The sequence below is a fragment of the Pseudocolwellia sp. G5-9 genome, assembly GCF_055808995.1.
The window spans coordinates 4,299,439-4,314,605 of the sequence record NZ_CM147893.1 but is presented as its reverse complement, the minus strand read 5'-3'; the positions used below and the strand labels follow the sequence as shown (position 1 = coordinate 4,314,605).

Here is a 15,167-nt window from a genome sequence, read left to right as displayed (position 1 = left end):
TAGCTTTACCATTAAAGCAACAGCAACATTTACCACAAGAATCCAATTCATATTTCTATAATCTTTTTGTAATAACTAGTCGATAAATTGTAGTTGGAAAATCAACCACTCTTGAAATAAGGAATATTTATGAAGTTTTTATCTATGATTTCTGTCGCTGCAACATTTGTTTTTTCTGTTAACGTAAGTGCTGCTCATTGGTGTGAAGCTTACATTGACTCGATTACACCTGGAGCTAATGGAATCACTATAGTTGCAACAAGTAGTTATGATGGCACGATGCTAGATGTACTCACTAAAGATTATGATGATGACAATTTTGGTCCCATTTATTTAAGAGCTCTTTCAGCTCAAAGAAATAGGAATCTTGTTAAGGTTTATCCTGTAGAGGCTAAAGGGGAAGACGATGGAGCTAGATGTAAAGATGGTATAGCTGATTACCTCCGCACAATGACTTTAGTTAACTAAAAAACAATTTAAGCAGAGTAATTCGATATTAGAAGTACTCTGCTTCTTACCATAAAGAATTAACATTTACCTATTAATACTGAAAAACGTAATTTTATATTCAGATTAACTTTTTAAATTCAATTTAATTCGTTCTATATGTTTTTTGTATTTTTTCCAGTTATCGATAGATTTATTATTAATGGGTTGTCTAACTTGTACCGCGCTTGCTGTTGCTACGGGTGCCGTATTGCTATTTATGTATAAACACGATTCCTGCCACTGTAAACCACAAAAATTAATCAGCTCTTTTGCTTTTAATTCAGGCTCATTAACTAACTCTTGGTAGTTAACTTGATAAAAATTATCGGGAAATTTATTTACCCAAAATTCTGCAAGCTTCTTAAATAGTACATAATATTGCGCTGTAGTGGATAAACTATAAGCATAATTATAGTTGTATGAATTGGCTGAAAATAACTGCCTAAAGTTACTCATAATAGTATCGAGTGGACTTCGGTCTAAACACACTATTTTGGCATTAGGTAGTGCTTGTAAAATAAAACCTACATATAAAACATTGAATGGCATTTTATCAATAAATCTAGGGGTGTTGCCTGTTAGCACGCGTGTTTTTTCAATGTAAGCCTTACCTAAGGCTTCAAAATTTATAGTTTGGGCTGCTTCAATAGTGTCTTTGTCTAATATACGTTGGCTTGATGATTTGCTCATTTTTTTGACTAATAAAGAAAAGTACTCAAGCTCGCCTGCAGTTGTTACCTCTGTATGTTGAGACAAAATGCGTTCAACTAGCGTAGTGCCTGATCTAGGCATACCTACTATAAAAATAGCTTCGTTATTATCAAAGCCTTTTACTGAAGGTTTAACACTGATTTTATCTTTACCAAAAGCCGTAAATAAACTATCAAACATCGCTTCATCATCAGCAAAGTTATAACTGATTGAATCAAGCTTGGCTTGCTTCGCTAAGCTTAAGTATTTAAATGACTGGTCGTAATCGTTAAGTGCTTCATATTCTCGGGCAATAGCATGACCAATATGCAGTTTTTCATCTGGATGTGTAACGTTTTCAAACAACGATAGCATATTAGGTAAATTATACGTTTTTGTATTTACACCACCTAATGAACTCAACGCGGTATACGACTTACTAAAAGACGGGTCTAACTTAATAACATTTTCATGTGATATTTGAGCACTAGTGAAATCGCCTGTAAAAGTTTGCGATACGCCTAAATTAAAATAATAAGCAGCATTGTTAATATCAAGTTTTACTGCTTGTTGAAATAACGGAATAGCCTTTTGATGTAAGCCAATTTTGCTGTATGCAACACCTAATGTATCAAGTGTTAATGCTGATACTTTTATTTGATTAGATACAAGTTCAGAAGCTAAATCTGCAAAGTGATTAGCTTTAATAGGATCGCTTACCAGTGCGTATGACTTTGCAAGTTGTGATAAATATTCTATTTTATGGCTAGCACTCTTTTCTGCATTATGCTCTTCAAGCTTAAGAGCCTGTTCAAATAACTGAATACCTTTTTCATGGTTATGATGATCACAGGCAATAATCCCTAATAAAAAATACGCATCAGCAAAGTATTTATCTTGCTGCAAAAGAGTAATAAGAAAACCATGGGCTTGCTGATATTGTTTATGACTTAACGCTTGTTGCGCTTTTTCATGAAGTTGTTTAATGCTTTGGGTCATATGAAATCATCACGGTTAAATTATTAATAGAACGATCATTTTACTGAAAAGAAAAAAGCATTCTATTTAAAAAACAGAATGCTTTTATACAATAAGTAAAACGCTATGTAAGGTGTGTTAAATTACAAATCAAATAAGTAATTAACTTTAATACCAATAGTACGAGGCGCTACAACATAGTGAGAGTACGCGCGGTATTGATCAAAAGTGGCTTCATTGTCAATAACCTTAGCTACATCTTCAACTTCGACACCATTAATTATATCACCATCTTGATAGGTATTAGAAAACTCATAATACCCTGCAAATTTACCTGTACTTCGAGTTGACGAATAAGCATATTTATTAAATAAGTTATCTACATATAAAGTAACTGACCATTGATCATCTGAAAGAGTTGCAGATAAATTACTTAAAGCATAGCCAGGTAAACTTTCACCTTCAGCTCTTAATCCTGCTGAAGAGTAAATATCACTCTGTGCCGTAATACCATAAACAATATCAAGCATTTTATTATCAAACACTTCTTGAGAATAATTAACACCGAAAGAAAATTGATGCTCTGGCGCTCCGGGTAATCGATCACCAGTTAAAATAGAGTATTCATCTGTAGCGGGATCTCCTGCTTCTAATCGACCAAAAAAACCAACAACATCTTCTGTTAATTTAGCTTTTGCATACGCATAGCTTATAAACACAGTAAGGTTATCTGAAAGCATAGCTCTAGATGAAATTTCTATACCTTTACTATTAGCCGTTCCTGCATTAGCTATATAAGGCAAACCACCATTTTCAGTCGCAGCACCACCTACTTGGGCATCTTCCCAATCTATATTAAATAGCGTTGCATTAAAGTGTAATTTATTGTCAAACCATGTACTTTTAAAACCTAATTCATAATTAGTGGTAGAATCGGGTTTGTAAGCAAATTCTTCAGGTTCTGCACAAACATATTGTTGTCCTGCAACAAGTTTTTCAGGACAAGCAGCTATACCATTAGTACCGCCTAAACGAAAACCTTCACTAATAGTCGCATACAACATAATATCTGGCGTAAATTTATAACTAGCATTTAGTTTAAATAAACTACCGTCACCGTCACTCAATGTATTAATAAGTACTTTATTTCCATCATCATCAATAGCTTCAGGATCAAATACTAAAGAATCACCTATTAAATCTCTTTCCCAATCCCATAACCCTAATGTAAATGCAGAAGTTGTATCTATATCGTATTTATAAAAACGAGCACCTAGAGTTACATTAAATTTCTCTGTAAATTGAAAACTCATTTCACCAAACAATGCTTTTTCAACAACATCTTCATCAGTGTATTGTAAATACTCTAAATCATCAGCACGATCTGAACCCGCAAATTCGGCATAATGAGGAGTATATTCTTCACTTAATGCCTCACCACTATCTTTATTGTAGTAAGCACCAACAATCCAAGAAAACATAGAATCTGATTGGCTCACCAATCTCACTTCCTGTGTAAAATTATCATAGTCTTCAGTTTCACGAGTAAAAGCCGAAAAAGTAGGAAAAGTCTCATAGCTCCAATCGTTCGCAATTAATAAGTCGGTTTGATCACGTTGGCCTTCATTTTTATGCTCTGAAAAACCAGTTGCCGACACAAGTTCAGCAAAGCCTAAATCAGCAGTAAGCTCTAAACTAATTAATGAATCTTTGTTTTCTTCAGGTTCTAAATAACGTTCGGCTGACTCATATTTTCCTACTAAATCTCTTAAGGGGTTTCCAGCTCCTAAAGTTTTGTAATTAGATACGGTACGGCCTTCAACTTCACTTTTTTGATAAAGATAAGTTAATGTACCATCTAACCAATCAGTAGGAGTCCAGCGTAATGCAATACGACTTGTTAGTACTTCTTCGCCGTTAGCATCGTTAACGGAACGAATATTATCGTTAACCTCTTGCGGATTATTCCAATCAGGATCAGGGTTAGATACACCACCTTCTTTTACCGTGTAAGCGTAATCAATAAAGCCAGGGTCGTTATAATAATTAAATGAAGCACGAACCGCTAAAACATCTTCAATAAGTGGTGTATTAATAATAAAGCTTGTTTCACCACCAAGGTTATCAGACTCTGCACCGTTAAATAAATCGCCTGAAAGCTCAACGCTCGTTACGTCAAGCTCTGCTTTTTTGGGAATATAACGTAATGCTCCACCTAAAGTACCTGCACCGTATAAAGTACCTTGTGGCCCAATAAGTACTTCTACACGTTCAACATCAATTAAACGAACATCAACCTCTAATGGCATTTCACCAAAGTAAGTAGCAACGGTTCCACCATCTGAATCAGGGCCTGTAGAGTTAGTACTTAAGCCACGAACAATAATATTATTACCACCACGACCACCTTGGTCGGGTATAGATAAACCTGGAACCCAACGCGCGATTTCAGTTAATTTACCAATATTTTGATCTTTCATTACATCGCTATCTAAAGCGGTAATATTTAGTGGAGCTTCTTGAACTGATGAAGCACGACGAGAAGCCGTAACTTGAATACGCTCAATACCATGCATTTCAGTATTATCAGCTTCTTCAGCGATAACATAGTTTGGAATGAGAAAGGTTGAACTTAAGGCTAAAAAAACAGCTGATTTTTTAAATAATGGAGTATTATTAATCATAATTTCCCTTGGTATTTTATAATTCTTGTCGCCTTATAATTTACGATAAAGCGCATAAAAACTAAGTTAAACGTAATTGTTATTATTTTAATTTATGACAACCACACTATAAGGTAGCTTTGTAGCAGATTGTAGATATTTTTATCAATTAAATCACATAATTTTCTCTTCTGAACGAACTCTATTGTATCTATTTTAAAAGTGCGCAAAAATACAGCAATAAAAATAATAATAATAAAGAGCATATATGCCTGAAATATCGTCGAGTACTATTTCCGTCGAAGAATTAAAACTCGGCATGTACGTTTTAGATGTAAAATGTGAAAAACGTTTTTTTAAAATTAAAACGAAAGGCTTAGTAAAATCTAACGATATTATTAACCAATTAAAAAAACAAGGCGTTACAAGCATTGTTATTAGGGAAGATAAATCGCTGAATCCTCCAGCTGAAAACATTACTGTCGCTAAAAAAACTCTTCCGCATCCCTCCTCTAAAAAGACACTTCATAAACAAAAATCTGTCGCCGAGGAATTTCATCATTCTTGTAAAATATATGATAACGCCACAGAAACCATTAAAGATTTATTTAACGACATAAACACGGATAAAAAAATTAATATAACCGCTATTAATCAACTCGCTGAAGAAATTACAAATTCAATCATTAGAAACGAATACGCTATATCAATATTAACAAGAATTAGAGACAAAAGTACTTATCAATGGGAACACGCCGTTAATAGCGCCATTTTAATGTGCGGTTTTGTATTATTTTTAGGGTTGAAAAAAGAAGCAGCAACACAAATAGCGATTGGTGCTTTACTACATGATGTAGGTGTAGCAAAAATACCTAAAACAATTTTAGATAAAAAGGGAAAATTAACCCCAAATGAACAAGAACTCACGCGAAAGCATCTTACTTGGGGTCATAAAATTTGCCACTCGCAAGGCTTAAGCAATAAAATAACAACCGATATGATGATTAACCATCATGAAAGACTTGATGGTTCTGGCTACCCTCGCGGACTAAATGCTTGTAAGTTATCTCGGCTTGCAAGAATAACAGCCATTGTAGATGTTTATGATGCAATGACGGGAAACAAACATCACAAACAAGGCGAGCAACCTATTAACGCCTTAAGGTACTTAATGTCGAAAAATGAACAATTTGATCGAACTTTAGTACAGCAATTTATTAAATATATTGGCGTACACCCTGTTGGTTCGGTAGTTAAGTTATCGAATGAAACATTGGCTGTCATTATTAAAGGGAACAGAGAAGCGCCTTTAGAACCAACCGTTATTGCTTTTTATAGTACCAAATATGAACGAAGCATTACCTCTAAAGAATATTTTTTAGATAAAGAAGCAATAACCATTAGCGCTGCTGCAAAACCCGAAGACTATAAAATTAATATATCAAAAGTGATCCGAGAAGTTATTGGTTAACCCTTCCCTTAGCCTTTAAAACAAAAAACCAGCAAAAATGCTGGTTTTTATTAATGACTTTAATTAACAAAACGCTAATTTAAAAGACGGTTAAGGCATCATCGCCTCTTGATCTTCACCTTCTTTCTCAATCACTTCAGGTATTAAATCTTCTTTAGAAATACCTAACGCCAATGCAACAGAGCTTGCTACATATACAGACGAATAAGTACCTACAAACACACCAAATAATAATGCAGTTGCAAAGCCATGAATCAATTCACCGCCTCTAAAGAACAATGCTGCTAATACTAATAAAGTAGTTATAGAAGTAATAAACGTACGGCTTAATGTTTGCGTTAATGAAATATCAATAATTTCAGAGGCGCTGCTATCACGTACTTTTCTAAAGTTTTCACGTATGCGATCAGATACAACAATCGTATCGTTGAGGGAGTAACCAATAACCGCCAAGATTGCCGCTAATACCGTTAAATCAAATTCTATTTTCAAGAAAGAGAATAAACCTAACGTTAGCAATACATCGTGAAATAAAGCGATTACAGAACCTAGTGCGAAACGCCATTCAAAACGAAATGCAACGTAAACTAAAATACAAATTAAGGCGGTAAGCATAGCTAAGCCACCTTGTTCTGCTAGCTCGTCACCAACACTACCACCAACAAATTCAATACGTCTCATGTCGAGTTCAACACCAGTACCTTCTTTGATTGTGTTAAGTACTTGGTCACCTAATAATTCAACTTTAACACCTTGGCGTTCAGCCAAGCGAATGACAACATCTCTACTTGAACCATAAAGCTGAACAACAGCATCGCTGTAACCATTTTTATCCAGTACATCACGAACTTTAGTTAAATCAGCCGGTTCTTTAAAACCAACTTCGATTAACGTACCACCAGTAAAATCTAATCCTAAACTTAACTTGTTGGTAAAAAGTGAAAATACCGAAGCACACATCAATAATAAACTAAATATTAATGCTACCTTTCTGTAACGCATAAAAGCGAGTGTTTCTTTTAATTGGAAAATTTGCATAATTAACTCTTCGCTCTCACTATATTGATAATTTATCGAGACGTTTACCGCCCCAAACTGCGTTTACAACCATACGTGTACCTATAACAGCTGTGAACATTGAAGTAAGAATACCGATTGATAATGTTACCGCAAAACCTTTGATTGGACCTGTACCTACAGCAAAAAGAATAAGTGCAGCGATCAAAGTAGTAATGTTGGCATCTATAATGGTAGAAAATGCAGCATCGTAACCTTGGTGTATCGCTTGCTGAATTGATTTACCTGCTCGAATTTCTTCTCGAATACGTTCAAATATCAATACGTTTGCATCAACCGCCATACCCACTGTTAATACAATACCTGCCATACCCGGTAAGGTTAACGTTGCACCTGGTATTAACGACATAACACCAATAATTAATACTAAGTTAGCCCCTAATGCTAAGTTGGCTACTACACCAAAAGCACGGTAATAAATCATCATAAAGATAAAGACTAAACCAAATCCCATTAAGATAGCTTGAAAACCTAATTTAACGTTTTCAGCACCTAAAGTTGGCCCTACTGTTCTTTCTTCAACAATTTGAATAGGAGCGATTAATGCACCAGCTCTTAACAATAACGCTAAGCTATGTGCTTCAGCTTGGCTACCGGCACCTGTAATTCTAAAGCTGTTACCTAAACGAGATTGAATCGTTGCAACACTGATAACTTCTTCTACTTTTTCAAAAATAGTATTGCCTTCAGCATCTTTCTTTTTAGTAGGTTTGTATTCAATAAATACTGTAGCCATTGGCTTACCAATGTTACTTTTAGTGAAGTTCGATATTTTACTACCGCCAGCAGCATCTAAATCAATGTTTACCTGTGGGCGACTGTATTCGTCGAACCCTGATTTAGCATCAACAATGTGACTACCTTCAAGCATTACACGCTTTTTAAGTAGTACAGGTTTACCATCTTGTTCATATAAAATTTCTGAACTTGCTGGCACTCGACCATTTAACGCACTGGCTAAATCGCCTTCAGTATCAACCATTCTAAAATCGATTGTTGCTGTAGCACTTAGAATTGCTTTAGCTACTGCCGTGTCTTGAACACCCGGTAACTCAATAACAATATGTTTCTTACCTTGACGTTGTACTAATGGCTCTGCAACACCAAGTTCATTAACACGGTTACGAATAATGGTAATATTTTGTTGTAGGGCGTAATCACGTACTTCTTTAATTTTTGCATCAGTCATTGCTGCTGTTAACGTTAATTTATCGCTATCCGTTGTTAACAATAAATCGCCAAATTTCTTTTTGATAAAGCTTTCAGCTTCATCTAAATCTTCAGCTTTACGAAAAACAACTTGCACACCTTTGTCAGTTTCTTTTACTGAGCGGTATCTAATTTTTTCGGTACGTAAATCAGTTCTAAAGCTATCAATAATATTTGTTGTTGCCTTATTAATAGCCACTTTCATGTTAACTTCCATCAAGAAGCTTACACCACCACTTAAATCTAAACCTAGCTTCATTGGTGTACCACCTAATTGAGCTAGCCATTTAGGTGTTGCCGGAGTTAGGTTTAAAGCAACAGAATAGTTTTCGCCTAAATTATCAATTAACAAATCACGGGCTTTTAATTGTTCTTCGGTACTTAAAAAGCGCGCTAAAATTTGCCCTTTATCAAGAACAATATTTGAAAATGGGATGTTTTCGTCTGCTAACTCTTTTTTTACAGTATCGAGTGTAGATGCTGTGATCTCTACACCACGTAATCCTGATATTTGTACCGCAGGATCTTCACCATATAAATTTGGAGAAGCATATAAAGCACCAACAACTACTATAAAAAGTACCATTAGTGTTTTCCATAATGGATATTTGTTTAACACAATATCGTCCTATTTTTTGTTAATAAATAATTTAGTGCCTGTATTATATTAAAACATAATACAGGCACTAAATGTGACTAATACCAAGCAGCCTCATTACTATGCTGCTTGGTATGTAATTACAATGACTTCATTGTGCCTTTTGGAAGTACAGCATTGATAGAACCTTTTTGTACTGTTACTTCAGTACCTTCGGCAATACTTACTACCAAGAAATCTTTTTCATCAGACACTTTAACTATTTTACCAACAATGCCGCCTTGCGTTAATACTTCATCGCCTTTTGAAAGAGCAGACATTAAGTTTTTGTGCTCTTTAACACGCTTAGCTTGTGGGCGGTAAATCATAAAATAAAATACTGCACCAAATACCGCTAACATGATGATCATTTCCATACCACCACCCGCTGCTGCTGGAGCTGCTGCTGCATGTGCTTTACTAATAAATAAACTCATAAATTCCTCTTATTTTTAATATTAAAATTGTTAAATTAGGTAAACTATACCAATTAGGCTAGTTTATTTTGTATCACTTTTATTCAGCTTCAGAGCCAGCTAAAGGTGGTACAGGTAAATTTCTTAAAGCATAAAACTGAGTAACATATTCATCAAGCTTATTGTTTTCAATAGCATGACGTAGGCCTTTCATAATGCGTTGATAAAAATGTAAATTATGCAACGTATTTAATTGAGAACCTAAAATTTCTTTACATTTATCTAAATGATGAAGATAAGCACGAGAATAGTTTTTACAGGTATAACAATCACACTCAGGATCTAGTGGGCCAGTATCTGTTTTATGGCGTGCATTTCTTATTTTAATTACACCATCAGTTACAAATAAATGACCATTACGGGCATTACGTGTTGGCATAACACAATCAAACATATCAATACCGCGACGAACACCTTCAACTAAGTCTTCTGGTTTACCTACCCCCATCAGATATCGGGGCTTATTATCAGGTATCAAGGGTGCGGTATGATCTAATATACGGATCATATCTTCTTTAGGCTCGCCTACAGATAAACCACCAATTGCGTAGCCATCAAAATCAATAGCTTTTAAACCATTAATAGATACTTCACGTAAGTCTTCATACATTCCGCCTTGAACAATACCAAAAAGTGCAGATGGATTATCACCATGAGCATCTTTAGAGCGTTGCGCCCAGCGTAATGAAAGCTCCATAGACTCTTTCGATTCTTTATGAGTCGCAGGGTATGGCGTACATTCGTCAAATATCATTACAACATCTGAACCTAAGCTTTTTTGCACTTCCATTGAACGTTCAGGTGTTAACATGATTTTTTCACCGTTTACTGGTGAGCTAAATTTAACGCCTTCTTCTGTGATTTTACGCATAGCACCTAGGCTAAATACTTGGAATCCACCTGAGTCGGTAAGAATAGGTTTATCCCAATTAATAAAATCGTGAAGACCACCATGCTGTTCTACAATCTCAGTACCAGGACGTAACATTAAGTGGAAGGTATTCCCTAAAATAATTTCAGCACCAGTATCTGCAACTTCTTCAGTTTTCATACCTTTAACAGTACCGTAAGTACCTACAGGCATAAAAGCTGGAGTTTCTACTGTACCGCGAGAAAAGGTTAATCGACCTCTTCGTGCTTTTCCGTCAGTATTGATTAATTCGTATTTCATTTATTTTCCTTAGCCCACTAGCGAAACAGGCTAGCGGCAATATGTATTAACTAAAAGCTTTAACTAAAAAGTTTAATTAAAAGAGTTAGTTAACTTTTTTGGTGAGAAACATAGCATCACCATAACTAAAAAATCTATATTCGTTTGCAACAGCATGTTTATACGCTGCCATTATATTTTCGTAACCTGAAAATGCACTTACCAGCATTAATAAGGTGGATTCAGATAAATGAAAGTTAGTAATAAGCGCGTCAATCACTTCAAACTGATAACCTGGTGTAATAAAAATATCTGTATCACCATAAAACTCGGTTAGTGTTTCACCTTTTTCTTTCGCTGCTTTTGCTGCGCTTTCTAATGATCTAACTGAAGTTGTACCTACGCCAATGACACGGCCACCAGCAGCTTTTGTTTGTTTAATTTGCTCTACCACTTCTGCCGGTACTTCTACATATTCAGCATGCATGATGTGATCAGCTATTTCATCAACACGTACCGGTTGAAAAGTTCCAGCACCTACATGAAGAGTAACAAAGGCTAAATTTACACCTTTGCTTTTTAACTGTTCGAGTAATGCATCGTCAAAATGTAAACCTGCCGTTGGAGCCGCAACTGCACCGGGTTTTTCATTGTAAACTGTTTGATACCTTTCTCGGTCGCTTTCTTCATCAGGGCGATCGATATAAGGCGGTAAAGGCATATGGCCAATATCTTCCAACACGGTTAAAACAGATTGTTCGCCATGCACTTCAAACTCAAATAAAGCATCGTGACGAGCCACCATAGTTGCAGTTACTTTATCTTCTAAAATAACCTCAGAACCTACTTTTGGTGATTTACTTGCTCGAACATGCGCCAAAAACCTACGGTCATCAAGCAAGCGCTCTACTAATACTTCAACTTGTCCACCGGTAGCTTTTTTACCAAACATACGAGCCGGTATAACGCGTGTATTATTAAATACAAGCAAATCGCCAGCGTTTACTTTGTCGATAATATTTAAGAAATTAAGATCTTCAATATTGCCACTGTTTCCATCTAACGACATTAATCGGCTAGACGTTCTATCAGCTTTAGGATAACGAGCTATAAGCTCTTCGGGTAATTCAAACGAAAAATCGGCTACACGCATGTTAAAAACAAGTACTTTTTAGTATAAAAAAACGCGTAATTTTAGTGCTACAAGCCTTGAATAGCAAGAGAAAACTAGTATTTGAGTGTTTTATCAGCTTAACTTAAGCAACTAATAGCGAACTCAGCTAAATTTAGGTTATTTATACTTGGTATTCATGAAACATACCTCCCTATTTTTGCTATTTATAATATGCTCATAAAACAGTGGTTATGAGGAATAATAATGAGAAGCCTTTCATACGCAATTGCACAAAAAATATTAGACGGTTTTGAACGCCATATTTTTCTTTATAGTGAAATAACACAGTCGGCTAAAACTCGTTTTGAACAAGGTCAATGGAGCGAAGTTCAGGTTGCGGCTAAACAAAGAACCGATTTTTATGAGCATAGAGTTACTGAAACGTTAGAGCATCTTCATCAAGAATTTAATATTAATGATTTAGACGAATCTTTATGGTTAGAAGTAAAAATGGCTTACATCGGCCTATTAGCCACACATAAGCAGCCAGATCTCGCTGAATCTTTTTATAATTCTGTATTTTGTAACTTATTCTCTCGCCAGTATTACCACAACGATTATATTTTTGTAGAAAGCACTGCTTGTCGCTTAGATTGCGAGCAACCCCCTGTTATTTACACTCGATATCAGCCGGCAGAGAAAGGCGTTTTAAATACTATTAAAGATATGATCACCTACCCTAACTTTAATGTGCCTTACAATAATATTGACCGAGATGCCAATATGTTAATTAATATCTTTAGGCAACGCGCTAAAAAAACCATGTTTCAGATTGAGAGCCTACAGTTTGATGTATTAAATTTTGTATTTTATCGCAACAAAGGCGCTTATATTATTGGCCGTGTTATTTCACCGGCTGGCATAACTCCTTTTATTATTTCAATACTCAACGAGCCTAAAAAAGGGCTTTTTATCGATGCGGTACTGACTGATTCAGAAACTATGGCGGTTGTCTTTGGTTTTGCTAGAGCGTACTTTTTTGTTAATTGCGAACATCCTTACGCTCTAGTAAGTTTTTTGCGATCACTTATTCCGCATAAAACGCGTGCCGATCTTTATTCTGCTATAGGTTTTCATAAACAAGGGAAAACTGAGTTTTATCGCGACTTTCTTAATCATTTATCTACCAGTAACGACAAACTTGAGCTCGCTCCCGGCATAAAAGGCATGGTAATGAGTGTATTTACTCTTCCTTCTTACCCTTATGTTTTTAAAATAATTAAAGATAAATTTGCTCCCAGTAAAAATATGACTAAGCAAGACGTAAAAGCCAAATATCGCCTTGTTAAACATCATGACAGGGTAGGTCGTATGGCGGATACAATGGAGTATTCCAAAGTTGCTTTTCCTAAAAGTCGATTCTCGGCAGAGTTATTACAAGAGCTATATGATGTCGCCCCTTCTATTATTAAGGAAGATGGCGACATGATAGTAATAGAGCATTTATACATTGAACGCCGCATGATCCCGCTTAATATATATTTATCTAATGCTAATGATGATGAAATTAGTGATGCAATGTACGGATACGGACAGGCTATTAAACAATTAATAGCCGCTGATATATTTCCTGGTGATATGCTTTTGAAAAACTTTGGGGTTACTCGCCATGGCCGAGTTATTTTTTATGATTACGATGAAATAACCTATATGAATGAGGTGAACTTTAGAACCATTCCTGAAGCTAAAACAGAAGAGCAAATTTATGCCTCTGAACCTTGGTATTCAGTAGCACCTGCTGATGTATTTCCTGAAGAAATTGCCACCTTTGCTTTATCCAACAAAAAGTATCGTGCAGCCTTTATTGCACAACACGAAGACTTGCTCAACGCAAAATATTGGCAAAATGTGCAACATAATTTAGAAAACAAAGTATTCGGCGATGTTTTTCCTTACCCTGACGAGCTACGTTTTTGTAATCTATTTGAATAATAAAGAAGATTAAGTTAATGAAAAAAACCAAGCACACTCCTGTGAGGCGGGTGTTTATTCATCAATATACTCCTATATTTTATCCAACCTCGTAATTTATGTAGAATAATTAAGCGAACGATAAATAATTAGTATTTTATGCTTTACCTTTGGTTTCGCTTGGGTATAATTCTTCTCCGTTGCAGGGGTGTAGTTCCAATTGGTAGAACAGCGGTCTCCAAAACCGACGGTTGGGAGTTCGAATCTCTCCACCCCTGCCATTCTTTTCTTAAGATCATCATCTTAATATTCATTGTTTATCTTTATATAATTTCCCCATTTATCTTTCTGTTGATTATGATTTCTGTCATTATGTTCACCTATTTGTTTATGGCCTAAATCTCGTATATTTTTATGACAATAACTAAACGACAATTTAATCACCTAAATGAAATGGGTATAAAAGTATGGCAACAACGTACTTCCTCTGAAGAACAACTTGCTGATAATACCAATAACTCACAAGCCACATCACAACTTATAGATCCAAAATCCTTAACTGAACATCTATTATTTACTGATATTTTGCAAAGCATTAATGTATCAATTGGCGAAATCACCATTAAAAATAATATGATTGATCTTGGATTATTTAATTGGCAATTTATCGAAACCGATGCAATTACTTTTGCTAATAGCACACTGAGTACTCCTGTTATCACAGCCTTCGAAAACAGTGTAAAATTGAAAAAAGAGTTGTGGAAAATCATCCAACAAAAAGTATTAAATTAATGACAACCTTCAACGCAATTACCCCTTCTGATGTAGACCATTTAATGCCTATTGAAACAGCTTGCCACTCTCACCCTTGGAGCGAAAAAACCTTCAACAGCTGTATTGAAGGCAGATACTTTGGCTTTTACCTTATTGTAAATAACCAAACAGTTGGTTTTTATATTGGTGAGCATGTAGTCGGTGAAGTGACATTAATGAATATTTGCGTAGCACCTAGCCTACAAGGAAAAGGTTACGGAAAAGCATTACTCAATCATTTTTTACAAGAAGTAAAAAACCTTACAGCAACAAAAGTATGGCTAGAAGTAAGAGCTAAAAACATTAGCGCACAAATGATGTATATCAACCAAGGCTTTACTGAAACAAACAGGCGCACAGGTTATTACCCTAGTGCTAACGGCTTTGGTTACGAAGACGCTATTGTGATGTGCCTAACCCTATAAAGCG

At 35.4% G+C, this 15,167-nt stretch carries 12 protein-coding genes and 1 tRNA gene; 6 read left to right on the top strand and 7 right to left on the bottom strand.

From position 1 onward, the window contains the following. Nucleotides 1-129 precede the first annotated feature (129 nt). A complete protein-coding gene (locus tag AC0L5Q_RS18825; protein WP_473613084.1) occupies nt 130-468 on the top strand; it encodes a hypothetical protein in 339 nt (112 codons plus the stop codon). Nucleotides 469-573: 105 nt separating this feature from the next. Here AC0L5Q_RS18825 and AC0L5Q_RS18820 read toward each other — a convergent pair whose 3' ends face one another. Beyond that, nucleotides 574-2,178: a tetratricopeptide repeat-containing sulfotransferase family protein gene (locus AC0L5Q_RS18820; RefSeq protein WP_473613083.1), complete on the bottom strand. Its 1,605-nt coding sequence runs from the start codon at nt 2,176-2,178 to the stop codon at nt 574-576. A 122-nt stretch (nt 2,179-2,300) separates the two neighbouring features. Continuing rightward, nucleotides 2,301-4,841: a TonB-dependent receptor gene (locus AC0L5Q_RS18815; protein WP_473613082.1), complete on the bottom strand. Its 2,541-nt coding sequence runs from the start codon at nt 4,839-4,841 to the stop codon at nt 2,301-2,303. A gap of 247 nt (nt 4,842-5,088) precedes the next feature. On the opposite strand from AC0L5Q_RS18815, the gene AC0L5Q_RS18810 reads away from it, so the two are divergent. Beyond that, the gene (locus tag AC0L5Q_RS18810; RefSeq protein WP_473613081.1) at nt 5,089-6,291 is read left to right on the top strand and encodes an HD-GYP domain-containing protein; all 1,203 of its coding nucleotides are present in this window, start codon (nt 5,089-5,091) and stop codon (nt 6,289-6,291) included. 90 nt (nt 6,292-6,381) lie between these two features. On the opposite strand, the gene secF is transcribed toward AC0L5Q_RS18810, so the two are convergent. The 5 genes from secF to queA all read right to left on the bottom strand — a co-directional run bounded on the left by secF (nt 6,382) and on the right by queA (nt 11,993). After that, a complete protein-coding gene (secF, locus tag AC0L5Q_RS18805; protein ID WP_473613080.1) occupies nt 6,382-7,329 on the bottom strand; it encodes a protein translocase subunit SecF in 948 nt (315 codons plus the stop codon). 19 nt (nt 7,330-7,348) lie between these two features. Continuing rightward, on the bottom strand, nt 7,349-9,196 hold the full coding sequence (secD, locus tag AC0L5Q_RS18800; RefSeq protein WP_473613079.1) for a protein translocase subunit SecD: 1,848 nt from the start codon (nt 9,194-9,196) through the stop codon (nt 7,349-7,351). Between the two features lie 119 nt (nt 9,197-9,315). Beyond that, the gene (gene yajC, locus AC0L5Q_RS18795; RefSeq protein WP_473613078.1) at nt 9,316-9,651 is read right to left on the bottom strand and encodes a preprotein translocase subunit YajC; all 336 of its coding nucleotides are present in this window, start codon (nt 9,649-9,651) and stop codon (nt 9,316-9,318) included. A 79-nt stretch (nt 9,652-9,730) separates the two neighbouring features. After that, the gene (gene tgt / locus AC0L5Q_RS18790; protein ID WP_473613077.1) at nt 9,731-10,861 is read right to left on the bottom strand and encodes a tRNA guanosine(34) transglycosylase Tgt; all 1,131 of its coding nucleotides are present in this window, start codon (nt 10,859-10,861) and stop codon (nt 9,731-9,733) included. A gap of 85 nt (nt 10,862-10,946) precedes the next feature. Then, nucleotides 10,947-11,993: a tRNA preQ1(34) S-adenosylmethionine ribosyltransferase-isomerase QueA gene (gene queA / locus AC0L5Q_RS18785; RefSeq protein ID WP_473613076.1), complete on the bottom strand. Its 1,047-nt coding sequence runs from the start codon at nt 11,991-11,993 to the stop codon at nt 10,947-10,949. 225 nt (nt 11,994-12,218) lie between these two features. On the opposite strand from queA, the gene aceK reads away from it, so the two are divergent. The 4 genes from aceK (at nt 12,219) to rimI (ending at nt 15,163) form a co-directional block, all read left to right on the top strand. Further along, a complete protein-coding gene (gene aceK / locus AC0L5Q_RS18780) occupies nt 12,219-13,946 on the top strand; it encodes a bifunctional isocitrate dehydrogenase kinase/phosphatase (RefSeq protein ID WP_473613075.1) in 1,728 nt (575 codons plus the stop codon). A gap of 183 nt (nt 13,947-14,129) precedes the next feature. After that, nucleotides 14,130-14,206, top strand: a tRNA-Trp gene (locus AC0L5Q_RS18775). Between the two features lie 133 nt (nt 14,207-14,339). Then, nucleotides 14,340-14,717 carry a DNA polymerase III subunit psi gene (locus AC0L5Q_RS18770; RefSeq protein ID WP_473613074.1) on the top strand — a complete coding sequence of 126 codons (378 nt, stop codon included), beginning with the start codon at nt 14,340-14,342 and terminating at the stop codon, nt 14,715-14,717. Beyond that, nucleotides 14,717-15,163 (top strand): ribosomal protein S18-alanine N-acetyltransferase, encoded by a 447-nt coding sequence (gene rimI, locus AC0L5Q_RS18765; RefSeq protein WP_473613073.1) that lies wholly within the window; start codon nt 14,717-14,719, stop codon nt 15,161-15,163. Before AC0L5Q_RS18770 ends, rimI begins: the two co-directional genes overlap by 1 nt. Nucleotides 15,164-15,167: the final 4 nt, after the last annotated feature.